The organism is Pseudarthrobacter sp. NIBRBAC000502772, assembly GCF_006517235.1.
Taxonomy (GTDB): Bacteria; Actinomycetota; Actinomycetes; order Actinomycetales; family Micrococcaceae; genus Arthrobacter.
Genome location: NZ_CP041188.1, coordinates 3,769,793 through 3,793,158, shown reverse-complemented (window position 1 = coordinate 3,793,158; position 23,366 = coordinate 3,769,793). Strand labels below are relative to the sequence as shown.

The following is a 23,366-nucleotide window of genomic DNA, read 5'->3' as shown; positions in this document are numbered from 1 at the left end:
CCGGGGTAAGCAACGGCACCGCTCTCATCCTTTGTGCGCATCCAAGTGTGCGGCCACGAATGCCCAATGACTGCAGATGCCCAGATGACCGTGATAATGAAGCCCAGGGCTCCAGAGCGGAACCTGGTCCACCCGTAGTGGTGCGCCGCGTCAGGGCAGGTTCCAAGGAGGTTGGAAAGAGCTTCGCGGCGAGGCGTGGATCGTCTTTCAGCAACTGTTCCGCGGTCATGATGCCAGATCCTTGGTTTTGCGGACTGGAGGGGAGGGCTGTGAGCCGTCGTGTTGGCCCTTTTCCGCGGCATGAACCACCAGCACTGGGCAGTGTGCGTGGGCGACGCAGGCAGAACTGACCGAGCCCAGCAGTTGTCCCTTGAAGCCGCCGTGTCCCCGTCGGCCGACTACAAGTAGAAGCGCCTTCCTGCTGGCTTCAATCAGTGAAGAGCGTGCAGGGCCGTGCACCAGCCGGGAGACCACGTTTCGAGGCTGCTCGGGGCCGAAGGCCTTTCGGACGGCTACTTCGAGGGACTCCTCCGCGGGGCGGGCGAATCCGTCAACTCCCATCGCGAGGTAGGCCTCATAGCCGATGGGAAACTCCCAGCAGGTCCATGCCTCGACCGTGGCGCCCAATGGCACGGCCAGTTCTTGCGCCTCCCGAAGAGCCTCAATGGAGGTTCGGGAACCGTCAACTCCAACAATGATCCGTGGGGGCTGTTTCCTGGCCATGGAGGTCTCCGGCTCGTCCGTTGGTGGCTGTGATCTAAGACTGGTCCGGTTGATCGGTCGTCGTTAGGGCCAAAGGTCGCTGACCGGATGAGCACGGATTGCCGGGTTGGCGCCGCAGTTCCTCATGCCTCGGGTCCAAAGCCTCTACCTAACTGCTCCTAACGCCAGCCGTATGACCGCCCTTGAGTCGAGGCTGCTTATATCGCTTGGGCTGGTGGACGCCCGGCATCAGGATAGGTCTTACGTCGGCTGAACACTGCGCTTCAACGCTGCAAAATCAGATGTGACTTCGGACCCTGTCGATGGCAGCGGATCACGGGAAGACTAGATCCACGAGATGGCACGCTTCCTCCGACAGGGCAGGGCGGCCATCGCAGAACGCAGGAGGATCAGGCTATGGAAAGTGATGAACGTCCTGGAGCGGTACTGTCCGACGAACAGTCGTGGAAGGTACTCAAGCGATGCCAACACGGCCGCCTGGCCGTTTGCGCTTTGGGTAAGCCCGACATCTACCCCATAAATTTCCTCGCGCACGCCGGGGTATTGCTGATGCGAACAAATCCAGGAACTAAGCTCGCCGAACTGACGGTGAACGAAAGAGTCGCCTTTGAAGTGGACGAAGTGATCGACGAGGAGGCTTGGAGTGTGGTGGTGGTGGGAACCGCCAGAGTCATCGAGTCACAGTCTGAGATCGATGAGGCTGACAAGCTCCCGCTCAAACCCTGGATTCCGACGCGCAAGTACACATATGTGGAGATCACTCCGACCGTCATTCACGGCCGCCATTTTGAACTGGGAGACGAACCGGAGCGGTACTGAGAACTGATCACCGCGCGGAGGCCGCCGTTCATGCGAGGGCTTCCGATGAAGCGTCGTCAGCAGCTGCTTGGTCCAGCTGGCCGCGTTGTCTTCTTCACCGCTGCGCAACGGCCCGTCGGCGCCCATGGCATGGAGGCCACGGGCTTGGAGATGGTCTCGGTAGGGGACCAATGTCCGAGAACTCCGCGGCAGCCCACTTTTCAGGATCCGGTGAGGTCCACGACCGGAGCAGAAGCGGCGCTGTTCTTCACTGATTCAAGGTTCTCCAGAGCTTCGTCTTTACCACCGTAAGCTTCGCTTGTGACAATGACCTCCCCGTTGCCACTCTTGATCCTGAACCTGAAGAAACCAGCGTTGTCGGTATAAACCTCAATTTGGTCTTTCATGGCAAAACCAAGTCTGCGGTCCCCATGAGCATGAGAAAGCCCCAGAGCCAAATCCAGCCCATGTTTGTCCCGCAGCCCCACATCATGACCGCCACCCTTCATCTCCACTTACTACTCCGATTCTGAACACATTGCCTTCCCGCCGACAGAGTCCAAGGACCTAAACCGCCAGAGGCACCTGCCGTCAAGATAGGTGTCCGGATCGAATACGTGGGGAACATGAGCAGGCGCGCCAGATCGCCGAACAGCTCGAGCGAGGTGATTCGAAATCGTCCCGGAGGGTGGGGAGACCAGTCGAGAAGGCATTTCGTCGGACGTCTCTTCACTTGTCGGATGCCTGGGTCTGGGATCAAGGGCTTGGGGTCTCTACTTAGCGATTATGCGGATAGGCGCCTTACAATTCGACTGCGCGGCTGAGTAATCGAGGCCTGTTTCAGGCGACGCCGTCGCCATCTGGCTGCAGGTCGGCTCCGAACGGGTCCGTCTGGGCGCCGGTGACACACACGACAGTTCCCATTTGTTGCCGGTTAAGGGAAGGTGCTGGCTACCAGGCTGGGAACGGCAGCCGTGGATTCCGCTGCATACGGCTGCTGGGGGACCATGGTCTCCCAGCGCGGTACCAGCACCGTGAACGTCGGCTTCGAGGTTGCACTGGGCCGGCTCAAGACCGTTCCTGAGGACCGCTACCGGGAGGCAGCGGTCCTGTTCGGCTGATCCGTGCCGGACCCTGCTTCTAGCCGCGTTCTAGCCGCGCGTTATCTCGATCTTCCTCGCCGGCGGCTGCTGGGCAGCCGTAGGCACGGGCGTCCGGACCTCCAGCACCCCGTCCTTGTAGGAGGCAGTGATGTCCTCCTGTTGAACGCCGTCGGGCAGAGCGAGCCTCCGGACGAATGAACCATAGCGGAACTCCGAGCGGTAACTGTTCTTATCCTTCTGCTCGGACTTCTCCCTGCGCTCGGCCTTGATCTCAAGGGCACCGTCAACGATGGTGACGCTGACGTCCTTGTCCGGATCGATTCCTGGGAGTTCGGCCCGGACCACGAGGGTGTCGCCTTCAACCGATTCTTCGACGCGGATCCCCGAGGCCACGGTGTCACCTTCGAAAAGTCTTTCAATCATCTCGACGGGGAAGCGCCGGGTGTCAAACCATTTCATCAAATCAGCCATGTCTTCCTCCTTGCTCAGATGCCCGTCGGGGCAGGAGATGTGCCCGACTCCTTAAGGGTTGCGGACACGGCAGACAGGACCCAGAGGCTTTGGTCCTGTCTGCCTGGGAAGAAGGCGCTGACCGTGTGGTTCGTGAACGCTGGGACCGGAGGGCATGGATCAGTTCCATGGGCAGCTCGTCAGAGCCTCACGCAAAAGTTCTCGCCCTGGATGACTGCTGGAAGTACCTGCAGTCGTCCTATATCGGGCGCTGGCCGTGATCAACGGTGCGGTCCCCGAGATTCTTCCCGTGAACTTCATGACCGTCGGGGAAACGGTGGTTATCCGCACGGCGCCCGGAACGAGACTTCGTGCCCTGCTCAGCGGCGTCGTGGTGGCCTTTGAGACAGACGGGCTGAACGCTTACGCCACAGACGTGTGGAGCGTTGTGTCAAGGAAATGCCTGGGTCGTTGACGTGGACCCAGCCAGTCTCCAGAAAGCCGTTCCTGACCGCGAACCCTGGCAGTCCGGACTCAAAGAGCACCTAGTTCAGATCACTACGGAGGTCTCCGGGCCGCGGATCTTTCGGCGAACTGTGTCTAGGGCCGCGTCTCCTTGCGCCAGTCGATCGACAGGGTGCCGCCGTGCGTGGACCTGGCTCAGTGACAAGACCTCAAGGATGGCGACGGCGGCGGCTCAAGTTGTCACATTGCCCGCGGTCCTGCCGGGCTCCATGGGCCGGGAGATTAATACAGGTCCCGTGGTGTGGTGAAGGACTGCATGGGCAGTTGACCCGATAGTTCCTCTCAGGAGTCCCCGGCCCTTGCTGCCGACGACGATGAGGGCGGCACCGCGGGCGGCGTTGAGGAGTGCCCGCGGGACGGAAGCATCCTGGGCCAGGTGCTGGTTGACAGTCACGTCCGGAGCCAGGGCTCGGGCGTCGTGAGCCGCCATCTGGAGGAGGCGACTGGCCGATTTTTGGCCGCCTCCGCCAGCGTTGGCCATGCCGTCGTGGGGCCGGATGACGTGGATGATCATCAGGTCCGCTCCCGTAGCACTGGCCATGGCACAGGCAATACGCAGGGCGCCCGCCGAGCCGGAAGAGTCAATTCCCACCACGATGCGCCCTTCCGGGTTCTGATCGAACCGGATGACCGCAACGGGACAGGACGCCGTCGCCGCGAGTTCCAGACTTACTGATCCCACCAGAAGTCCCATAAAGCCACCGATCCCGCGGCTGCCAAGAACCAGCATCCGCGCATTATCCGCGATTCGACGAAGATGGACCGCGGGGAGTCCGTACAGGAGGCTGCTCCGGATCCTGACCCGGGGCGCCACGGACAGCGCCTCAGCTTGCCCCTCATCAAGGATGGCCTGCGCCTGATGTTGCAGCCCGCTGCCGGATATGCCTTTGACGGGTCCAAGGTCGTTGGTCAGCAACGGCCAGAGCGAGCAGTGGACCACGTGCAGCTCACAGTCCATGAGCGCTGCGTGCCGGGCAGCCCAGCGCACAGCCAAGGCCGCTTCAACTGACCCGTCGTAGCCAACCACCACGCGGTCAGGGGAGGGCATGGTTCGACCGGGCCTCGCCGCCGCCATCCAAGACAACCGGGGTGAAAGTGCCGAAAGCGATTGGGAACTGCCAGGAGGAAACGGCCTGGATACTGGAGTTGAACAGCGGCGCCAACGCAGCCGCCCAGCGCAGAGCGGGTATGGACGGAACGCTTCCGTCCACTCCCACCACGATTGGCGTCAGTTCAGCCGCCGGTGGCATCGTGTTCCTCGGCCTCCTGGCTGACCACCAGCACAGGGCAGTGCGCGTGGGCTGCACAGGCTGCGCTGACGGAGCCCATGAGTTGGCCAAAGAGGCCGCCGTGGCCGCGGCGCCCGACAACGAGCATTTGGGCGTTCCGGCTTTCTTCAACCAGGACCTTCGCAGGCGATCCCACTTTCACAGCTGTCGTGAGATGTTCTGGGCGCTCCGCGCCATAGGCCCTGTCGATGGCCTGTTCCATAAGGCGTTTGGCGATCGCCTCAAGCTCAGCCGTGGTATCGATATAACCCGGAGGCAGGTGCGCGGGCAGGTAGAAGTCGGAGAAGCCCAGGCAAGTGACTACGTCTAACGGTGCGGCCAGTGCCGAAGCCAGGCGCCCGGCGAGGCGCAGCGCCGCGGGGGAGTATTCGGAACCGTCAATTCCGACAAGGATGTGATCGTTATCACTCATGGCAGTACGTTCCCCCAGGATCCGGCGGTCGCCTAGGGCCGAAGGTCACTGAAGGGCGCACGGTTTCCGGCTGCGCCTCAGGCTGGCCGAAGCAACACGGCGGCACCTGTGAACCGGTCCCGGGACAGGTCCAGCAATGCCTGGTCTGCCTTTGTCCACGGATAGGGGATAGTGGTGGGGCGTAGCGGTATTTGCTCCGCCAGTGCGAGGAATTCCCGCCCGTCGGCTCTGGTGTTGGCCGTGACACTGCGCAGGCGGCGCTCCTGAAAAAGGTCCTTTTGATAGTCCAAGACAGGGATGTCGCTCAAGTGGATGCCGGCGACGGCGAGGGCACCTCCGCGGTCCAGAGCGCGAAGCGCGATTGGTACAAGCCGGCCCGCAGGAGCGAAGAGAATGGCCGCGTCCAACAGCTCGGGCGGGTCGGCTTCAGCGGGCCCGGCGAACTCCGCCCCCAATTCAAGGGCCAGCCTCTGCGCCGCCGCCGACCGTGTCATGACATAGACGCTTGCACCCTCGTAGATGGCCATCTGTGCCGTCAGGTGGGCCGACGCGCCAAAGCCGTAAATGCCGAGTTTGCCTCCCGGTGGAAGGCCGGACGAACGAAGCGCCCTGTATCCGATGATCCCCGCGCACAGCAAGGGCGCCGCTTGCTCATCGGTAAATGCTTCGGGGATCCGGTACGCGTAATCCTGGTGGACGGTCATCAGCTCCGCGTAGCCGCCGTCGGTGTCCCATCCGGTAAATGTCGGTGCCAGGCAGAGGTTCTCGGACCCGCGACGGCAGAAACGGCAGGAGCCGCACGTGCGGGCCAGCCAGGCTGCTCCCACACGCTCGCCGGGCCGGAACCTGGAGCTTCCGGCTCCCAGCCCCACCACCTCGGCGACCACCTCGTGACCTGGGATCCGGCGGGAGCCATGGGGCGGCAGGTCTCCTTCAGCCAGGTGGAGATCTGTGCGACAGACTCCACAAGCGAGTACAGAGAGCAGCACCTCGCCCGGCCCCGGGGACGGATCGGAGCGTTCGCCCATCCGCAATGGGCCTGACGCGATGGGGCCAGGATCCTCAACCCACCATGCCCTCATTGGGTGTCACCCCAGACCGGCGCAGGTGGCCTCGTCCAAAGGACCGCCCCAGGCCACACCGCCGTCCGTGTGGGCACCGTCGGCTTCAGTTGCCCTCTGCTGGCCCAGGCCGGATGCAACCTTGGTGCCCGCACCCGTCCGGAAGAACAGTGATTCACGGCGGTCTCCGGCATCGATGCATCTGTGGCCATGGCCAAGATGATACGAGCAGTTTCTCCCCCATATAGGGTACAAAGACCCCTAATCAATCAGACGATCATAGGTGATCGTTCCTCGTGGGGAGTAGTCTGTGTGCACCGGCAGACCGGGCCACATGGATGTCTCCATCGAACAAGGCGGTTTCATTGAACCAGCCCATTCAACCTACCGGGGCGGGTCCCTGGCTACCTGTTCCCGGCTCCCGGACGGACGAACGTCTTAGCGACTTTGTTGACCATGCCGGGGAGCTGGTGAGCGCCCAACAGCGGATGCAAGGGCTTCTGAGTGCCGTCGTCGCCTTGGCTGAGGACCTTAGCTTGGAGGCCGTTCTGCACAGGGTGGTCGATTCAGCATGCCACCTCCTTCACGCTGAATATGGAGCCTTAGGAGTGATTGGAAGCGACCGTGCCCTGAGTCATTTCATCACTGTGGGAATAGACGAGGAACTCGCCCGTAAGATCGGCCCGCTCCCTACGGGACATGGCGTTCTGGGTCTGTTGATCCGCGATCCGAAGCCGCTGCGGCTGCACGATCTTAGCCAGCATCCGGATGCCTACGGGTTTCCCAAGAATCATCCGCCGATGAAATCTTTCCTCGGCGTGCCTGTCCGTGTGAGGGACGTTGTTTTCGGCAACCTTTACCTGACCCAAAAGAGGGGCGGCGACGATTTCACGGACGAAGACGAGGAGCTGGCCGAGGCACTTGCCGCGGCCGCCGGCGTCGCCATTGAAAACGCAAAGCTCTATGACGATGCCCGGCGAAGAACCGCATGGCTGCAGGCGTGCATGGATGTGACCGGAAAGATGATGGGCGACGAGGAGACGTTGGAGGGCCTGAACGGGGGACTAGACCTGATCGCCGCAAGGGCACTCCGGGAGTCCAGTTCCGACCTTGCCCTAATCCTGGTCCAGGAGGACACCTCCAACTTGTACCGCATCGCGGGAGCTGCGGGAAACCTCGCTCCGCAGTGGGTTGGACGGCTACTGTCGTTTGACTCTGTCGAAATCGACACCGTCCTGGCTACGGGCAAGGCCGCCTTGATTGAAGACGCATCGTCCGCTCTCGGCGGCGGCGAGGGGCTCGTTGCGGGCAGGCTGCTGGTCATAGACCTCAGCGCCCGCGGTACCCACCACGGGCTCTTGGTTCTCCAGCGTGAACGGGCTTCCGGGACATTCAGCACGACGGACATGGAAATGGGTCCCGTGTTCGGGTCGCATGTGACGCTGGCGCTCGAACTGGCCCGGGCACACCGTATGCGGGAACAGATTGCCGTATTCAGCGACAGGGACCGGATCGCCCGCGACCTCCACGACCTCGTCATTCAGCGCCTGTTCGCAGCGGGGCTCAGCATCCAAAGCCTCCGGCGTTTCATCACCGATGACTCCGCAGCCAGAACGATCCAGACTGTGACCGCCGAACTTGACGAGACCATCCGGGAGCTTCGCAACACCATCTATTCGCTGAGTGACTCCGAGACCGGGAAGGAACTTCTCAGCAGCCGTGTCCTCCAGACGGTACGCAGCGGCACGCAGTCCCTGCCTTTCGTTCCGCTCCTGACACTGACTGGGCCTATCGACGCGATCCGGGACGAGGAAACGGCCCTGAACATTTTGGCTGTCATCACCGAAGGGCTGAGCAACGCTGTCCGCCACTCGGGAGCGGAATCGATCCGCGTTTCGGTTTCCGTGGAGGACGGATTCGTCTGCGTCGTGATCCAAGACAACGGCACGGGATTCATCGTGCCACCGCCTGGCAATGGACTGTCGAACATGGAATACAGGGCCCGGACGCTGGGCGGCACTTTCGAGGTGTCCAGCTCCCCCGAGACGGGAACGGCATTGACCTGGAGGGCTCCAGTTTTTTGACTGCTAGTGCTCAGGGGAGGAATGCTGCGCCATGTGGACCGCGGCCTGCGTCCGCCGCTCGAAACCCAGCTTCGCAAGCAGGGACGAGACATAGTTCTTCACTGTCTTTTCGGCCAGCAGCATGCGTTCGCCGATTTGGCGGTTTGTCAGGCCTTCACCCACTAACTCCAGGACCCGTCGCTCCTGGGGAGTCAGCGATGCAACTCGCGGGTCCACTTTCTCCGGCTCTGCCAGTCCTTGGATAATCCTCGTCTTGAGGTCGACGTCAAAAAGGGATTCGCCCCGGGCGGCCCGCCGCAGCGCACCGATCAGGTCGGAACCACCTATTTGCTTGAGAACGTACCCGGATGCCCCAGCAAGGACCGCACCCCGGAGCGCCTGCTCGTCGTCGTAGCTTGTGAGGATCAGGCAATTAATCGTTTCGTCCACTGAATGCACATCGCGGCATACCTCAATGCCCGTCCCGTCCGGCAACCGGGCGTCAAGAATTGCCACGTCCGGGTGCAGTGCCGGAATCCGACGTGCCGCTTCGGCGGCAGAGCCGGACATGCCAACGACGACGAACCCTTCGCTCTCCAGGAGGTCCTGAAGTCCCCGGCGGACCAGTTCATGATCGTCCAGGATGAACACCCCAATGCCTGTGTTGGGCGAGGAAACCTCGTGCTCCGATGCTGCACTGGCGTTCATTGCTATCCCTTCCGCGCCGCCGTTCCAAGGGCAACAAGGGTGCCCCCGCCTGCGCCTGACTAATTCTTTAGGAACAGCCAAGATGCCACAAGGGTCCAATGACCCGAACCGCTGGCGCCCTGTGACCAATGGCCCTACCCTGCCGCTGGAACCGGGAGAACGTTGTGCCACCGACCGTTTCGGTTCCGCGGTCCATCCGTTTTTCTCGGAAAAGAGCAGGAATGAAGAATAGGAACGAGGCCACTCTCCGTTTCCTGGGGGCAACCGACACCGTGACGGGATCCCGGTTCCTCGTGGATTCGGGTGGACATCGGATTCTTGTCGACTGTGGGTTGTTCCAGGGGATCAAACGCATCCGTGTCCGCAACCGGGCACCCTTTCCGGTACCCCCGGCGTCCATTGACGCAGTCCTGCTGACCCACGCCCACCTGGACCACACAGGCTACGTCCCTGCCCTGGTCAGGGACGGATTCCGGGGGCGAGTCCATGCCACTGCAGCCACTACGGAACTGTGCACGCTCCTCCTGCCTGACAGCGGACACCTCCAGGAGGAGGAGGCGCGCTACGCGGACCTGCACGAATATTCATCCCATCACCCCGCCGTCCCGGTTTACACAGCCGCGGATGCCGTGCGGTCCCTGAACAGCTTCGAGCCGCACGGTTTTGAATCACCCCTCGACCTTGGGGAGGCATCCAGGCCACTTTTGTTCCGGCAGGGCACATCCTGGGCGCCTCGCAGATACGGCTGACGGTCCAGGGCACGCGGGTGCACTTCACCGGGGACCTCGGCCGGCCCCATGATCCACTGATGCACCGCCCGCGGGCGCTTGGAGCCGCCGACGTCCTGGTGGCCGAGTCCACGTACGGCAACCGGGTCCACCCGGAGATCAATCCCGAGGACGAACTTGGCGAAGTTATAGGCAGAGCAGCCAACAGGGGCGGGGTTGTCCTCGTTGCCGCCTTTGCGGTGGGCCGGGCGGAGACCCTTATGCTGCATCTCTCGCGCCTCCGGCGGCGCGGGGCGATCCCGGACATCCCCATTTACCTCAATAGCCCGATGGCCATCGACGCGTCGGGAATGTACCAGAGGCACCCCGAAGAACACCGGCTGCAGGAACGCGAGTACAAAGAGATGTACCGGGTGGCCACCATGACCCGGAGCGTTGACGACTCCAAACTGCTGAACCTGCGCGGCGGCCCCATGGTGATCATCTCGGCGAGCGGCATGCTCACCGGAGGCCGAATCCTGCATCATCTGCAGGCTTACGGGCCGGACCCCAAAAATGTGGTGGTGCTCAGCGGATACCAGGCCGCGGGAACCCGTGGCGCCGCCCTCGCGGGCGGGGCAAGGCAGCTACGGATCTTCGGTGAGGACGTTCCCATCAATGCCGAAATCGTTATGTTGGACAGCCTGTCGGCGCATGCTGATTCCAACGAAATCATCGAATGGATGCGCGCAGCCCCGCAAGCTCCGCGTATGACCTACGTCACCCACGGCGAGCCGGACGCGTCTGACGCTTTGAGGGTCCGCATCAGACGTGAACTGGGCTGGAACGTCCGGGTCCCTGAGTATCTGGAAGCAGTGCCGCTGAAAAACCCGCGCTAGAGTGCCTGAAGGCGGGATCACCGGGCACCCTTATCTACCGGGTTGTTTGCTCGCAGCATCGTCATGGCGAGTGCGCGGGCCATATGCCCGCTGCCGAAAATGGTGATGTTGGTCATGGATGTCCTTTTCTGGAACGCAGCGTTCTGCGTATCCATCCAGTAGACACTGTCGCCAGGTACGGGCAACAGGGATCAAAGCCCCGGCGGCAGGGGGCTAAAGGCACTAGCCGTTCAGCGCCTCAGCGAGACACTTGTTGAGCGGCGTGATGAAGGGGGCAGGAGTTGAAGGCGCATGAAGTCTTGGCTGGAGCTGACGGGTCCAGCACGAGTCAAAGGGCTGCGGACTGGGCTGCGCAGAGGGCGGACCGGCTAGGCCTGCGGCTGCATCTGGTGCGGGTGGTGCCCGAACCCTCGAACTACAGATTGCCGGTGCAATACGGGGAGGCCATTGCCGAGGCGCAGGTGCAGCTGGGCCTTGAGCGCGGCAGAGTGGCCGCGCGGCATCCGACGCTGCAAATCATCACCAGCTGGCAGCCGGGCGAGCCGGCACCGGTGCTGAACGGGTTGTCCGCTGGCGCCGAAATGGTGGTTCTCGGTTCGGACCGTTCAGCAGACAGCCGGGGAGAAAGGTTTGGGTCGGTGAGCTTTCAGGTCGCAGTCCTGTGCCGAAGTCCAGTCGCCGTCATCCCCGCTCCCAAGGCGGCAAGCCGAACAGGGGTGGTGGTTGGCATTGACGGGACGGCTGACTCCGAGATTGCCCTGAAGCTGGCGGCGGAGGAAGCAGACCGGATGGGAGAGGTTCTGACAATTCTGCATACAGTGTCGAAAGTGTTGGCTCCAGCTGACGTAGGCGGCAGAACCCAACCCGGTTACGGCCCTAAGCCTGACCCGCGGACCCTCATTTCACAAGCTGCCGGGAGCATTCGGGAGCACTTTCCGGCGCTGACTGTTTCCGAGGCGCTGGAATCGGACGGCGCTCCCGCCGACGTGCTCATTCGTGCCGCAAGACAAGCAAGCCTATTGGTGATTGGCTGCTGGGGACGGGGCGGACTTCGGAAACCCATCGGATCCATCGCCGAAAAGGTTCTGATGCAGTTGCCTTGTCCCACCATCATCACCCGGCCTGCATCCTAACCGCCCCCCTGATTGATGCCCCCAGTTGCCCTTGCAGTGACCTATGGCCCTACTGGCCGCGGTCCCCGGGGCGGACTGTGGAGGGAGCCAGACGCGGCGGGGACTGGCCGGAATATCCGGATATCGACGACGGGAGTACTTTCATGCGGGCCCGTTCCATCACCATGCTCATTCTGGGAATTTTGTTCTCAATGCTGGGTATCGGGTTGCTCTTCGGCGGCATAGGTGCCTCGTGGGTCAATTCACTACAGAACGACGGCGGCTACCTGACCTCACCGAGTGAGCGATTCGACGTTGATTCCTCAGCGATCATCTCCGCAGGGCCGGACAACATGCGTGATGACGCCTACCCAGGGCCCTTACCCTTTGATGTGGGCAGCATCCGGATTCTTGCAGAATCCGCTAATCCCGGCAAGGAGATCTTTGTCGGTATCGCCCCCAGGTCTGACGTGGAGCGCTACTTGTCCGGGGCCAACTACTCCGAACTGCTGGACGTTAGATTCCGGCCCTTCCATGTTGAGTATCGGGAAACGCAGGGAACACAACAACCGGCCCTTCCGTCCGGGCAGGACTTTTGGGTGGCGTCCGCTTCGGGAGCCGGCGAGCAGAAACTGGACTGGAATATCCAGTCGGGGAACTGGTCGGTGGTGGTGATGAATGCCGATGCCAGCCCGGACATTAGCGCGGACCTGCAGGCCGGGTTCCGGTCCGAGTTTCTTGGCCCCATAGCCGCCGGACTACTGGCAGCAGGAGCCATTCTGCTTGTTATCGGGGTTCCGCTGTTGATCTTTGGCGCCCAAGGACTGGGCAGGCATGCGCCGGGGGCGGCCCCGCCTGGAGCCGCTCTGCCACCGCCGGCGGCTGCTTCAATGCCTGCGGCCACAGCGCCCGAGGTGTATGCCGGTTCGGCTGTCCAGCAACTCCCGTCCCATTCCGCTGGGCAGACGGCGCCGTACCCGGCAAGGCTATGGGGAGAACTCGACCCGGTCCTGTCCAGATGGCTGTGGCTGGTGAAGTGGTTCCTCGCCATACCGCACTTCATTGTGCTGTTCTTCCTCTGGTTCGCTTTTGTCATAGTGACCGTCATCGCGGGCTTCGCCATCCTGTTTACAGGCCGCTTTCCCCGTTCCCTTTTCGATTTCAACGTAGGCGTCCTGCGTTGGAACTGGCGAGTGGCTTTCTATGCCTACTCCGCGCTGGGAACGGACAAGTACCCGCCGTTTACACTGGCAAAGACGGACTACCCGGCCGATTTCGAGGTTGATTACCCCGAGCGGCTTTCCCGTGGCCTCGTGCTGGTTAAGTGGTGGCTCCTGGCGCTGCCCCACCTGATAATCATTGCGGCGCTGACCGGCACCAGCACTGTTCGCTGGAGCGACCGACAGGCTTCCGGTGTCAGGTACGAGACCGTTACGGGGTTTTCGCTGGTGGGCTTCCTGGTTCTTGTCGCTGCGGTGATCTTGCTGTTCAGCGGTCGCTACCAGCGTCCGCTGTTCGACCTGCTTTTGGGCTTCAACCGGTGGATCTACCGGGTCGTTGCCTACACGGCCCTGATGCGGGATGAATACCCGCCGTTCCGCCTGGACCAGGGCGCAGGGGACGTCCAGGCGCGGCAGCCGGGTGCCAGCGACAGCCAGGAGGGCCCGAGTGCCAGCAACGCGCGGCCATAGCGGCGACGGTTCCGCCTGACGGCGTGTACCGCGGGTCCTCGCATTCGGCCTGACGGCCCGCAGACAAAACCCGTGCGTGGATCCTACACTTGTTAGCGTCGAAACGTGCTCCAAGCGTGCGCGCTGAGCCCGGCGCGAGGAGAACATCATGGTCAGGATCGAGGGGTCGATCACCATCCGCCGGCCGGTTGAGGAGGTCTTCGACTTCGTGGCCGACGAACGCAATGAGCCGAGCTACAACCCGCAGATGACAAACGTGGACAAGGTGACGGACGGGCCGATCGGAAAAGGGACCATCTGGCGGGCGACCGTCGTGTCCGGCAGGCGGCCAATGCCCATGGAGCTGGAGGTCACCGACTACACCCGTCCCTCGCGCCTGGGGACCGTGGCCAGGATGACGACTGCGGACATTACAGGGTCGCTGACTTTCAGCCCCGAGGGTATGGACACACGCATGAGCTGGACCTGGGACCTTCGCCCGAAGGGCCTCCTCAAGCTCGCGAGCCCGCTGTTCGTGGCCATCGGACGCAGGCAAGAGAAGGCCATCTGGGGCAGCCTTAAGCAGCGCCTGGAAGTCGAGCCGAACCGCTAGGTCTACCCCAGTTCCAGAAGCAACCGGTCCGAAGTGCCCTGTCGGTAACCGGCCGGCGGCATTAACGTCAATGGCATGGCCCTGTCCGCCCTAACAAGTTCGGTTGTGCGGTTTCCGCTGGTGGCCGCTACTTTGGCTGTGGGATTGCTCGTTGCGGTCCTCCTGTCCGCGGTGCAATCTCCGGCAGCCCAGTGGACGGCGAGCGCCTACGCACTTCTGGTAGCCATGGCCAGGTCGGGCTCCATGGTCAAATCATTGCTGAAGGGCCGGTGGGGAATCGATCTCCTGGCTGTGACTGCCATCGCTTCGACGGTGGCAGTGGGGGAGTACGTGGCCTCCCTGATCATCGTGCTGATGCTGGCCGGAGGGGAAGCGCTGGAAGAGATCGCACACGGGCGCGCAACCCGGGAACTCAAGTCCCTGCTTGAGCGCGTGCCGCAGACAGCCCACCGCGAGCTGCCGGGCCTGCCGCCGGAAGACATCCCGGCAGGGGATGTCCGCCCCGGGGATGTTCTCCTGATCAAACCCTCGGAAGTGGTTCCCGTGGACGGGGTGCTGCTCGCGGGAACCGGCAGTTTCGACGAATCGACTTTGACGGGTGAGAGTCTGCCGGTGGAGCACGCGGAGGGCGACACGGTGCTCAGCGGATCCGTCAACGGTGAGAACGCCGTGCATATGAAGGCGACGTCCACAGCGAACGACTCGCAGTACAGCAAGATCGTGGCGTTGGTCCAGGAGGCGGCGTCGAGCCGGCCGCCAGTGGTCCGGCTCGCTGACAGATACGCATTTCCGTTCACGATCCTCGCCTTCGCCCTGGCCGGGACGGGCTGGTATTTCAGCCAGGACCCGGCGCGGTTCGCGCAGGTCCTCGTTGTGGCTACTCCTTGCCCCCTGCTCATCGCCGCTCCGGTGGCGTTTCTTGCGGGCACCAGCCGGGCGGCACACTCGGGAATCATCATCAAGAACGGTGGAACCCTTGAACAGCTTGCCCGGGTGCGGACGGCCGTGTTCGACAAGACGGGGACACTAACCCACGGCCGGCCCGCCTTGCAAGGCATCAACGTTTCGCGGGCGGCATCCGAGCTGATTACCGAGGACCGGCTTCTGCAGTTGGCCGCTTCGGCGGAGCAGTACTCCTCCCATGTCCTTGCCTCCTCTGTGATGGATGCTGCGCGCCACCGCGGCCTTGACCTGTTGGAGGGAGGCAACGCTTCTGAACACGCCACCCAGGGGGTCGTCGCCAACTGCGGAGATCAATCGGTGGTGGTCGGTAAACCTGACTTCGTCAGGTCCGTCACTTCAGGGTTCGAGGAGGCCGAGGTGGCCCGTGGGCAACTGGCGATCTATGTGGGCATTGACGGACTCTTCGCAGGCGCCCTGACAATGAGCGACCCGCTTCGGGACAATGCAGTGACTACGCTTGCCGACCTGCGCCGGCTGGGCGTTCAGGAGACCCTTCTGCTCACCGGCGACGCGCCGGCCACTGCCGAGCAGATTGCGTCGCAGGCCGGGATAGCGAGATTCCAGGCAAGTTGCCTGCCGGCGGACAAAGTTTCCGTTGTCGCGGGCCTGCGGGAACGCCCGGTCATGATGGTGGGTGACGGCGTCAACGACGCCCCGGTCCTGGCCGCCGCCGATATTGGTGTCGCCATGGGTGCCAAAGGGTCAACTGCGGCGAGCGAGTCGGCTGACGTCGTCATAATGCTCGATGACTTGTCTAAAGCCGCGCTGGCCGTCGACATCGGCCAGCGCACGGTCCGGATAGCGCTGGCGAGCATTTGGACAGGCATTCTGCTGAGCATCGGCCTGATGGTTGCAGCGGTATTCGGCTACATTCCAGCTGTGGCCGGCGCCCTCCTCCAGGAGCTGGTCGACCTGGCCACGATCCTGAACGCGCTGCGCGCCCTGCACGATCGACGCCGACCCAACACGGCGGCGGTGGGCGGCGCGCCGGCGGGCGTTGCAGCGCGGAGATAACGGCCGACGTCGAGACTTCACCTTTCGGTGGGACGCTCAGGTCCTTTGTGAGTCCAGCGGAGGCCACCACCGGGACGTGGGATTGATGACAAAGCGCCGGCCGCTGACTTCCGACGGTGTCACCCGGACCAGGTTGTCCTTGCTGCCAGGCTCCCACGGCGACAGGCCGGCGTCTGCCGCTTCCTGAACGTCTTGCGCGCTATCCACTACTTCGGCAGGTCCTTTGACGATGACGCTCCACGCAATGGTGCCGTATGCATTCAGGCCGTCCGCTTCCAGAACGATCGTGGCCCCGCCGAGCACCGCGTCCAGTTTGGTTCCGGGTCCGGTGCGGAAGACTACGGTCCCGTAGTCGGGGACGTAGTTCACCGGGAAGATCTCCGGCCCGTTTGCCGTTGATACGGCAACCCGGCCGACCGAAGCTGATCGGAGGTATTTCCAGCAGTCATGAACGTTGAGGACTTCCGTCTGGCGTCCTGAAGTGTCGTTTTGCATGCTCGCAGGCTACTACGTCTGGTGCTATTTACGGTGGATTGGCGTTAGCACCGTGGGGCATGGAAGGTGCGTCAGAACTCCGTGAGCTGTGGAACCGAGCAGCAGCCGTTTGAAACCGCCCCTTCCACGGCTCCCCACCACCAGCAGCTGGGCTTTAGCGGCGGCTCTTACCAGCGCCCCAGCCGGTTCCAGCTCCGTGTCCAGGACCTTGTGCACTACAAGGTCCGGGTAATCCTCGCCGAGGCCAGAGACCGTTTCGGACAATACCATCTGTTCCTCGTCCTTAATTCGCTGGGCCAGCGTCCCGGTGAGAGCTCCGCTGTCGACCCATTTGTCGGGTTCCCAGATGGCATAAACCACCGTAAGCTCTTGGCCCTCCCGGTCGGCCTCCGCGGCAGCGAACGCAACGGCCTGGGTGGCGTCTTCGGATCCGTCAATGCCCACAACCACTCCCTGCCGGCCTTCGACGTCCCGGTCTCCGATGACCGCGACCGGGCACTTCGCTGCAGCGGCGACCTGTAGAGCCCGGTCCGTCAGCGAACCACCCAAATGCGGAGCGCCGGACCCGACTACCAGCATCGATACCTGGGTGGAGTACTTTCGCAGCGAGCCCGCGATTCCTCCCTCCAAGACTTTGGTGGTGATCTCAACCGGAAGCGTGCCCCTCACGCGCCCGGCAGCGGTCTCCAGCAGCTGTTCACCCTTCTCCAGCAGCGCCCCGGTCCACGGGATCGGTTCGGCCACCCATCGGTCGTCAACAACGTACAGAATGATCAGCGGAAGGCCAGCCTTGGCAGCCCGGCTGGCAGCCCACGTCACGGCTGCCTGGCTTTGCGGAGAGTCGTTGGTGGCGACGGCGATCGGTTTAGACGTTCTCACGGCTGGTCTTCCTTCTTCTCGTCGGGGCTATGGACAACTAATACGGGGCAGTGCGCATGGGCAACACATGCTGAACTGACAGATCCCAGGAGCAGGCCGCCGAATCCTCCATGGCCACGCCTGCCAACAACGATCATGTCCGCGTGGCGGCTGTCGTCGATGAGGGAGTCCCTGGGATGGCCCCGTACGGCGCGCGGAATGACGTTTGGCGGGATGTCCTGCCCGAATGCCTGTTCCAAGGCTTCGTTGAGGATGACCATGACGCGCTCCTCGAAACGGTCGATTCCCATCGCCACGTATCCGGCGTAAACCTGCGGATCCTCCCAGTAGGCGGTGGCCAGCACTTTGGCACCGAGGGGGCAGCCAGCCGCTGGGCCTGGCGGAGGGCTTCCACCGAGGCCTCGGACCCGTCCACCCCCACGACGAACCTGGGGCTCCCTGCTGCTGAATCCTCCATGACCGCTTCCCTTCCGTACGCGCCTGCTGCCTCTCCAGCGTGGGGCGCAAAACTGCGGACCTGTAGGGCCGAAAGTCACCTAGAAACGCGACGAACTGGTGCTCGAGCGGTTCAGCAACCGCATTGCTGTCGGCGATGACGTCATCCAGGGCATCCGGTTCGGCGGCCGCGTCTGCATACCCACAGGATCGAAGGCAAGATCGAAATGCGCTACTCCGCCCATTGCAATCACTTGATTTCTGGTGGGGACGCCGCCGCTTCCCGGCGCCAATTCCGGGCGGGTTCTTCTGTTTCCAGGGGAATTGCCTCGATCCGGGCTGCCTGGCCGGCGGCCGGACCGATTACCAGCAGGACGCTGGCGGCAGTGACGCCGGAAAGGGCACTTACTGCCAGCTCCACGAGCCCTGGTTCCGAGGGGAGGGCCGCTTCCGCCGGCAGTGGTCCGTTGCCGGCATCGGCCCGTCGCCACACAGTGACTTTGGCGCCGGTCGCGGCGGTGATTGCGGTGGACAACGCCTCCGGATCCGATGCCGTCACCAAGGTGACCCTCTCAATGGTGTGCGCGCCGGACGGGGCCGCGGCCGCCAGGTGGGCGTGCTCACGCCGCCAAAGGGCAAAGTGGTAGGCGGCAACGAGGCCGGCTGCTACTAGGAGGCCGAGTGGTGCCCGGATGCGGTCCAGCAGGCTGCCTCCGGACACGTCGCCCAAGATGAACTCGAAGAGCCGGTATCCAATCACCAGCAGGGCAACGAGCGCCACCACGGCACTGATGCCGAAGACCACCACGAGGTAAACCCGCCTGCCCGGAGGAATGACATCCATGCTGTGCGGTTGCAGGCCCGGCTTCCACGCCCGCCACCAGACGGGGCCTCCCACAAGGAGGGAACTGATGCCACCCAGCAGCAGGGTGCGCGTGCCGCTTCCGGCCAGGGGTGAAACGGCCATGGCAAGAGCTGCGTTGATGACGACGCCGATGCCGGAGGCAGCTGCCGCCAGGGCAATTCCTGACGTCACCAGCCGGCCTGCACTGCGCGTAGCCACCGAACGGTGGGTTCCGCTGACGCGATGATAGCGCCACACCAATGCTCCGACGGCTGCAGCGGCGACAGCAGGGCCGAGGGGAGCCAGCAGTTCATTCATCGACTCGCCCCGGTCGAATACAGTTCTGAGGAGTACAAAAACCACGACGGCGGCCCCGCCAAGCGCCGTGATTCCGGCTGCGAAGATCCCAACGCTGATCAGTGCAACATCCACCAGGGCGGTTTCCAGTTTGCGCCCGCCACCCTTGAACCAGTGCCACCACCACACGATACTTCCGCCAATGGCCCAGACGAGCGCCCGCAGCACAGACTGCCACCACGCTTCCGCCCCTGGGGTAAGGCTGGTGAAGCCCCGGATGGCGACGTCAAGCAAGCCACCCAGGGCGGTGATGGCGGAAAACGCGCCCGTGAGCAGTCCGAAGACTGTGCCGACAACAGCCGGGACGTCGTCAAGATGGACGGGATGTTTGACGGGGTGCCGCCACATCCAGCGATGCCAGAACCATACTGCGGCCCAGACAAGTCCGTTTGACAACGGCGAATACCACCGGGGTTCCTGGGGACCGATGAAGGACGCCGCCATTCCCAGGAGGGAACTCGTGGCTACGATGAGAGACACCGCATAAATCGCGGTCACGTACAGGCCCCACCCTGCTGCCGCGCGTTCCGCGGCGTCGTCGAGCCTCCGCCAAACTACCCACCACAGGAGCCCGGCCAGCGGACCTCCAATCAATGTGAAGGCGAGGGAACGGGCAAGCCCGGCCACATCTGTGGACGCCAACACGGCGCCCGTGCTGAACAGGCGCTCCAGGAGGCCGCTCAACCCGATAGCGGCGATCACCACCAGGGCAAACAGCAACACGTACAGGATCAAGCGGCGCAGAGTGAGTAGGGCAGAACCCGCCGCTGGTACAGCTGTCCGGACTGTTGCGTTCATGGCTTCAGGCTTGTTCCGGGGCATGACATGAGCTGGTACGGTGCCTGGTCGATCAGCCACTTGCCATCGACCTTCACCAGGGAGAAGCGGCCTTCGGCGTCGTACTCGGATGGTCCGAAGGGGCCACCCGGGCTTGAAGTGACAACCGAGACGTTCACCAAAGCCGTATTGTCCCTCTCGGTTGTGGAAATCAGGACGACCCGGGCAGGCAACGGGCCGCTTTCCCGGTAACCGCTGCAGGAGGAGCGTGCCACCTGCGTGAGGTAGGAATTGGCAGTGGCCGTATCGCCGTCAATGACCGCCGTGCTGTACCGCTGGACAACGCCCGGCGGCGTTGCCTCATTCAGCACCTCCGGCTCCCCGCGGGTGAAAACAACTGCCAGCGCGATCACAACCAGCAATGTAATGGCCGCGATGATGGCGATGAGAATCCGGTCAGTTTTTCCCGCCGCAGCGTTCATCCCGTCAGTATCGCGCACAACACCCCACTTCGTATGTGCCTTCCGGCCCTACGCGTCCCGTTTGCACTGTTGATGATTGTGTCGTTCAGGGGCCGGTCCTGATCGGCATAGCGGTTGCCCCGGGAGGAACTCACAAAAGGCCGGTGAAAAGCAAGAGGCTTCCGAGAGTTCACAATGTGAGCGAAACTGCGTAGCGTCGATCATATGGACACCGTTATCCGCACGGTCGATCTCCGCAAGAACTTCGGTCGGGTCCAAGCGCTCGACGGTCTCAACCTTGAGGCCATGGCAGGCGAGATCCACGGCTTCCTCGGCCCCAACGGCGCTGGGAAGTCCACCACGCTGCGCATCCTCCTCGGCCTGGCCCGAGCGTCGTCCGGCAGCGCAACGGTTCTGGGCCTCCACCCCTGGACCGACGCCGTCGAACTCCACCGCCGGGTGGCCAGCGTGCCGGGCGATGTGAATATCTGGCCCAACCTATCCGGAGGCGAAGCGATCGATCTCCTGTCGCGCCTGCGCGGAGGCACAGCCGACCAGGAAGCCTACAGGCAGAAACGGCACAGACTCTGCGAGGCCTTCGACTTCGACCCGGGTAAGAAGGGCCGCGCCTACTCCAAGGGCAACCGACAGAAGGTGGTCCTCATTGCGGCCCTCGCCACCGAGGCGGAGGTCTACCTCCTGGATGAGCCGACCAGCGGCCTGGACCCCCTTATGGAGGCCGTCTTCATGCGCGAAATCCGGCGGCTGGCGCAGGAGAAAGGCGCCACAGTCCTCCTCTCAAGCCACATCCTCTCCGAGGTCGAGCAACTGGCCGACCGGGTGAGTATCATCCGCGCCGGAAGGATCGTCGACGGCGGGACGCTCGACTCCCTCCGACACCTCACCCGAACGGAAGTCTCCTTCACCCAGGACAGTACGGACATTACTGCCCTGGCCAGCCTCTCCCCGGTACACGATCTCACCATCGCCGAAGGCCGGGTCAAGTTCGGCGCCGATTCCGACAGCGTCCACGAGGTCCTGCCGCTGCTGGGCAGCATGGGGGTCAAGGGGCTTCTCGTCGCTCCCCCGTCGCTCGAGGAGCTGTTCCTGCGCCACTACGGCGACCAGGTCGCCTCTGCCGTCCCGGACGCGGACGACGGCGGCCCGCACCGCCGTCGCCACCGCGCCGAGGCGCGGAGCGGCGCCTGAAATGAGGATCTTCCTGGTCCTGTACATGCAGCGGCTCCGCCGTGACAGGTGGCAGCTCGTCGCTTGGGTGCTCTCCATCGGGCTGCTTGCCCTGTTTGCTACCGCGGCAGTCGCCCGGACGTACGGCGACGAAGCCTCCCGGGCGGAAATCCTGCGGCTGGCCACGGCGACGCCGGTGATTCTCGTGCTTCGTGGCCTGGTCCGAGGCGCTGAGCTTGGCGCCTTCACGTTCTTCCTGATCTACGCCTTCCTCGCCCTCCTCGCCGGGCTGATGAGCACGTTCCTGGCCGTCCGTCACACGCGGGCCGAGGAGGAGTCCGGTCGGGCAGAGCTTATCTCCGCGACGCCCGCCGTTCGGTGGCCCCCCCTCGCCGCCACGGCGGTGCACGGGCTGGTGGCGAACGCACTCGTCGCGACGGCCGTCGCCCTGGCCTTCCTCGCCGGCGGCCTCGACCCTGCCGGCTCACTCGTCGCCGGCGCAGCGACAGGAGCCGTGGGTGTCGCCTTCCTCGGCGTCGGACTCCTTGCCGCCGAATTCCTCAGCACCTCACGCGGAGCGAACGGCATCGCATCTGCATTCGTCGTCCTCGCCTACCTGCTCCGCGGATTCGGCGACGCGACCGGACAGATCAGCGAGGACGGCCTCACGGTCACGGCCGCTTGGCCAAGCTGGGTATCACCGATCGGCTGGGGCCAGCAGACGTTCGCCTACACGGGCAACCGGGCCTGGCCCCTCCTGCTCCACCTCACTTTCGCGGCAGCGAGCCTCGCCGCCGTCGTCATGATCATGGCGCGACGCGACGTCGGCGCCAGCGTCCTCGCGGGCAGATCAGGGCGGACTGATGCGAGGCCGGGCCTCCGGGGGCCGTTCGCACTCGCCCAGCGGCTCCAGCAAGGGGCGATCGCCAGCTGGTGCGTTGCCGGCCTCGCAACAGGCCTGCTCACCGGCTCCCTCGGATCGGCCGTAGAATCTTCGGTAACCACCAGCCCTTCCGTGACGGCCGCCCTGCGCGCAATGATCCAGGCACAGGGAATCTCAATGACCCAACTACTCATCGCGGCCCTGTTCTCGATTGCCGGTGTCCTCGCCGCGGTCTGCGGCTTGCAGGCCGTCCTGCGCTTGCGCCAGGAGGAAGTGGCGGGGACCGGCACGCTCGTTCTGTCGGGAGCGGTGGGCCGCGTGCGCTGGCTCGGGAGCTTCCTGGGGCTGGGCGCAGTATCCGTGGTGCTCGTCCTGGGCTTCGCAGCCTTCGGGGCGTGGGTGTCGCTGGCAGCATCCGGGGACACGTCCAGCGAAGTCGGCGACGTCTGGCAGACGGCCCTCAACCAACTCCCCGCCGCACTCATCTACCTCGCCCTGCCCGCCGTGGTGTTCGTCCTCTGGCCGCGGGCCACGATGCCGCTCGGCTGGACGCTACTGGGCCTCGGGGTCGCCCTCGGCATCTACGGCGGGATGCTCGGCTTCGACCAGGCCGTCCGCGACCTCTCGCCCTTCACGCACACCCCGGTCACGACCGCCCAGGGGACGGACTGGAGCGGTGGCTTCTGGATGCTTAGCATCGCGGGAGTTCTCGCTGCGACGGCGCTGGCTGCGATGCGCCGCCGGGAGGTGGGCACCGAATAACGGTCTCCACGGCCAGGTCACGGGTGCTGCGGTGAACGCCATCTTGGACGCGCTGCCCAAATACCAGTCAGGCATCGCGCGTTGCCTTTCTTGAGGGACGAGTGCGACTATCAAGGTTACTTTCGGCCCAGCGGGCGCAACGCCATGTCTGCGCAGGATGCTTGATTCGAATAGG

The 23,366-nt window shown here is 63.7% G+C and carries 20 protein-coding genes and 3 pseudogenes; 11 read left to right on the top strand and 12 right to left on the bottom strand.

Annotation, left to right across the window (positions count from 1 at the left end):
- Positions 1 to 225: 225 nt before the first annotated feature.
- A complete protein-coding gene (locus tag NIBR502772_RS17530) occupies positions 226 to 723 on the bottom strand; it encodes a universal stress protein (RefSeq protein ID WP_141141139.1) in 498 nt (165 codons plus the stop codon).
- 396 nt (positions 724 to 1,119) lie between these two features.
- On the opposite strand from NIBR502772_RS17530, the gene NIBR502772_RS17525 reads away from it, so the two are divergent.
- Positions 1,120 to 1,542 carry a pyridoxamine 5'-phosphate oxidase family protein gene (locus NIBR502772_RS17525; RefSeq protein ID WP_141141138.1) on the top strand — a complete coding sequence of 141 codons (423 nt, stop codon included), beginning with the start codon at positions 1,120 to 1,122 and terminating at the stop codon, positions 1,540 to 1,542.
- Between the two features lie 200 nt (positions 1,543 to 1,742).
- Here the strand turns inward: NIBR502772_RS17525 and NIBR502772_RS22855 are convergent, their stop codons facing one another.
- Positions 1,743 to 2,030 carry a DUF1508 domain-containing protein gene (locus tag NIBR502772_RS22855; RefSeq protein ID WP_246848823.1) on the bottom strand — a complete coding sequence of 96 codons (288 nt, stop codon included), beginning with the start codon at positions 2,028 to 2,030 and terminating at the stop codon, positions 1,743 to 1,745.
- A gap of 432 nt (positions 2,031 to 2,462) precedes the next feature.
- Between NIBR502772_RS22855 and NIBR502772_RS17510 the strand changes: the two are divergent.
- Positions 2,463 to 2,642 (top strand): annotated as a pseudogene (locus tag NIBR502772_RS17510) (6-phosphofructokinase); the annotation flags it as partial.
- A 30-nt stretch (positions 2,643 to 2,672) separates the two neighbouring features.
- Here the strand turns inward: NIBR502772_RS17510 and NIBR502772_RS17505 are convergent.
- Complete coding sequence (locus tag NIBR502772_RS17505; protein WP_141141136.1) at positions 2,673 to 3,095, bottom strand: Hsp20/alpha crystallin family protein; 423 nt, start codon at positions 3,093 to 3,095, stop codon at positions 2,673 to 2,675.
- A gap of 298 nt (positions 3,096 to 3,393) precedes the next feature.
- On the opposite strand from NIBR502772_RS17505, the gene NIBR502772_RS17500 reads away from it, so the two are divergent.
- Positions 3,394 to 3,549, top strand: coding sequence for a pyridoxamine 5'-phosphate oxidase family protein (locus NIBR502772_RS17500; protein ID WP_246848822.1), 156 nt, complete (start codon positions 3,394 to 3,396; stop codon positions 3,547 to 3,549).
- Positions 3,550 to 3,771: 222 nt separating this feature from the next.
- Here the strand turns inward: NIBR502772_RS17500 and NIBR502772_RS17495 are convergent, their stop codons facing one another.
- The 3 genes from NIBR502772_RS17495 to NIBR502772_RS17485 form a co-directional block, all read right to left on the bottom strand.
- On the bottom strand, positions 3,772 to 4,647 hold the full coding sequence (locus NIBR502772_RS17495) for a universal stress protein (protein WP_141141135.1): 876 nt from the start codon (positions 4,645 to 4,647) through the stop codon (positions 3,772 to 3,774).
- Between the two features lie 185 nt (positions 4,648 to 4,832).
- Positions 4,833 to 5,300, bottom strand: coding sequence for a universal stress protein (locus NIBR502772_RS17490; protein WP_141141134.1), 468 nt, complete (start codon positions 5,298 to 5,300; stop codon positions 4,833 to 4,835).
- 77 nt (positions 5,301 to 5,377) lie between these two features.
- Positions 5,378 to 6,382, bottom strand: coding sequence for a zinc-dependent alcohol dehydrogenase family protein (locus tag NIBR502772_RS17485; protein ID WP_141141133.1), 1,005 nt, complete (start codon positions 6,380 to 6,382; stop codon positions 5,378 to 5,380).
- Between the two features lie 317 nt (positions 6,383 to 6,699).
- On the opposite strand from NIBR502772_RS17485, the gene NIBR502772_RS17480 reads away from it, so the two are divergent.
- Positions 6,700 to 8,445, top strand: coding sequence for a GAF domain-containing sensor histidine kinase (locus NIBR502772_RS17480; RefSeq protein ID WP_141141132.1), 1,746 nt, complete (start codon positions 6,700 to 6,702; stop codon positions 8,443 to 8,445).
- 3 nt (positions 8,446 to 8,448) lie between these two features.
- Here the strand turns inward: NIBR502772_RS17480 and NIBR502772_RS17475 are convergent, their stop codons facing one another.
- Positions 8,449 to 9,132: a response regulator transcription factor gene (locus NIBR502772_RS17475; RefSeq protein ID WP_141141131.1), complete on the bottom strand. Its 684-nt coding sequence runs from the start codon at positions 9,130 to 9,132 to the stop codon at positions 8,449 to 8,451.
- A 221-nt stretch (positions 9,133 to 9,353) separates the two neighbouring features.
- Between NIBR502772_RS17475 and NIBR502772_RS17470 the strand changes: the two are divergent.
- The 5 genes and pseudogenes from NIBR502772_RS17470 (at position 9,354) to NIBR502772_RS17450 (ending at position 16,110) form a co-directional block, all read left to right on the top strand.
- Positions 9,354 to 10,738, top strand: a pseudogene (locus NIBR502772_RS17470) (MBL fold metallo-hydrolase RNA specificity domain-containing protein).
- A 281-nt stretch (positions 10,739 to 11,019) separates the two neighbouring features.
- Positions 11,020 to 11,871 carry a universal stress protein gene (locus tag NIBR502772_RS17465; RefSeq protein WP_141141130.1) on the top strand — a complete coding sequence of 284 codons (852 nt, stop codon included), beginning with the start codon at positions 11,020 to 11,022 and terminating at the stop codon, positions 11,869 to 11,871.
- A gap of 143 nt (positions 11,872 to 12,014) precedes the next feature.
- A complete protein-coding gene (locus NIBR502772_RS17460) occupies positions 12,015 to 13,541 on the top strand; it encodes a DUF4389 domain-containing protein (protein WP_246848571.1) in 1,527 nt (508 codons plus the stop codon).
- A gap of 148 nt (positions 13,542 to 13,689) precedes the next feature.
- Positions 13,690 to 14,133, top strand: coding sequence for an SRPBCC family protein (locus NIBR502772_RS17455; RefSeq protein WP_141141129.1), 444 nt, complete (start codon positions 13,690 to 13,692; stop codon positions 14,131 to 14,133).
- A 75-nt stretch (positions 14,134 to 14,208) separates the two neighbouring features.
- A complete protein-coding gene (locus tag NIBR502772_RS17450) occupies positions 14,209 to 16,110 on the top strand; it encodes a heavy metal translocating P-type ATPase (RefSeq protein ID WP_141141128.1) in 1,902 nt (633 codons plus the stop codon).
- A gap of 36 nt (positions 16,111 to 16,146) precedes the next feature.
- Here the strand turns inward: NIBR502772_RS17450 and NIBR502772_RS17445 are convergent, their stop codons facing one another.
- The 5 genes and pseudogenes from NIBR502772_RS17445 to NIBR502772_RS17425 form a co-directional block, all read right to left on the bottom strand.
- Complete coding sequence (locus NIBR502772_RS17445; protein WP_141141127.1) at positions 16,147 to 16,605, bottom strand: pyridoxamine 5'-phosphate oxidase family protein; 459 nt, start codon at positions 16,603 to 16,605, stop codon at positions 16,147 to 16,149.
- Between the two features lie 24 nt (positions 16,606 to 16,629).
- Positions 16,630 to 17,484, bottom strand: coding sequence for a universal stress protein (locus NIBR502772_RS17440; protein WP_141141126.1), 855 nt, complete (start codon positions 17,482 to 17,484; stop codon positions 16,630 to 16,632).
- A pseudogene (locus tag NIBR502772_RS22640) lies at positions 17,481 to 17,941 on the bottom strand (universal stress protein). Before NIBR502772_RS22640 ends, NIBR502772_RS17440 begins: the two are co-directional and overlap by 4 nt.
- Before the next feature lie 228 nt (positions 17,942 to 18,169).
- Positions 18,170 to 19,918 (bottom strand): DUF5671 domain-containing protein, encoded by a 1,749-nt coding sequence (locus NIBR502772_RS17430; RefSeq protein ID WP_141141125.1) that lies wholly within the window; start codon positions 19,916 to 19,918, stop codon positions 18,170 to 18,172.
- Positions 19,915 to 20,379 carry a hypothetical protein gene (locus tag NIBR502772_RS17425; protein WP_141141124.1) on the bottom strand — a complete coding sequence of 155 codons (465 nt, stop codon included), beginning with the start codon at positions 20,377 to 20,379 and terminating at the stop codon, positions 19,915 to 19,917. The genes NIBR502772_RS17430 and NIBR502772_RS17425 overlap by 4 nt, the downstream gene beginning before the upstream one ends.
- A gap of 204 nt (positions 20,380 to 20,583) precedes the next feature.
- On the opposite strand from NIBR502772_RS17425, the gene NIBR502772_RS17420 reads away from it, so the two are divergent.
- Positions 20,584 to 21,567, top strand: coding sequence for an ABC transporter ATP-binding protein (locus tag NIBR502772_RS17420; protein ID WP_141141123.1), 984 nt, complete (start codon positions 20,584 to 20,586; stop codon positions 21,565 to 21,567).
- 1 nt (position 21,568) lies between these two features.
- Positions 21,569 to 23,191 (top strand): ABC transporter permease, encoded by a 1,623-nt coding sequence (locus tag NIBR502772_RS17415; RefSeq protein WP_210412314.1) that lies wholly within the window; start codon positions 21,569 to 21,571, stop codon positions 23,189 to 23,191.
- The last annotated feature ends 175 nt before the right edge of the window (positions 23,192 to 23,366 follow it).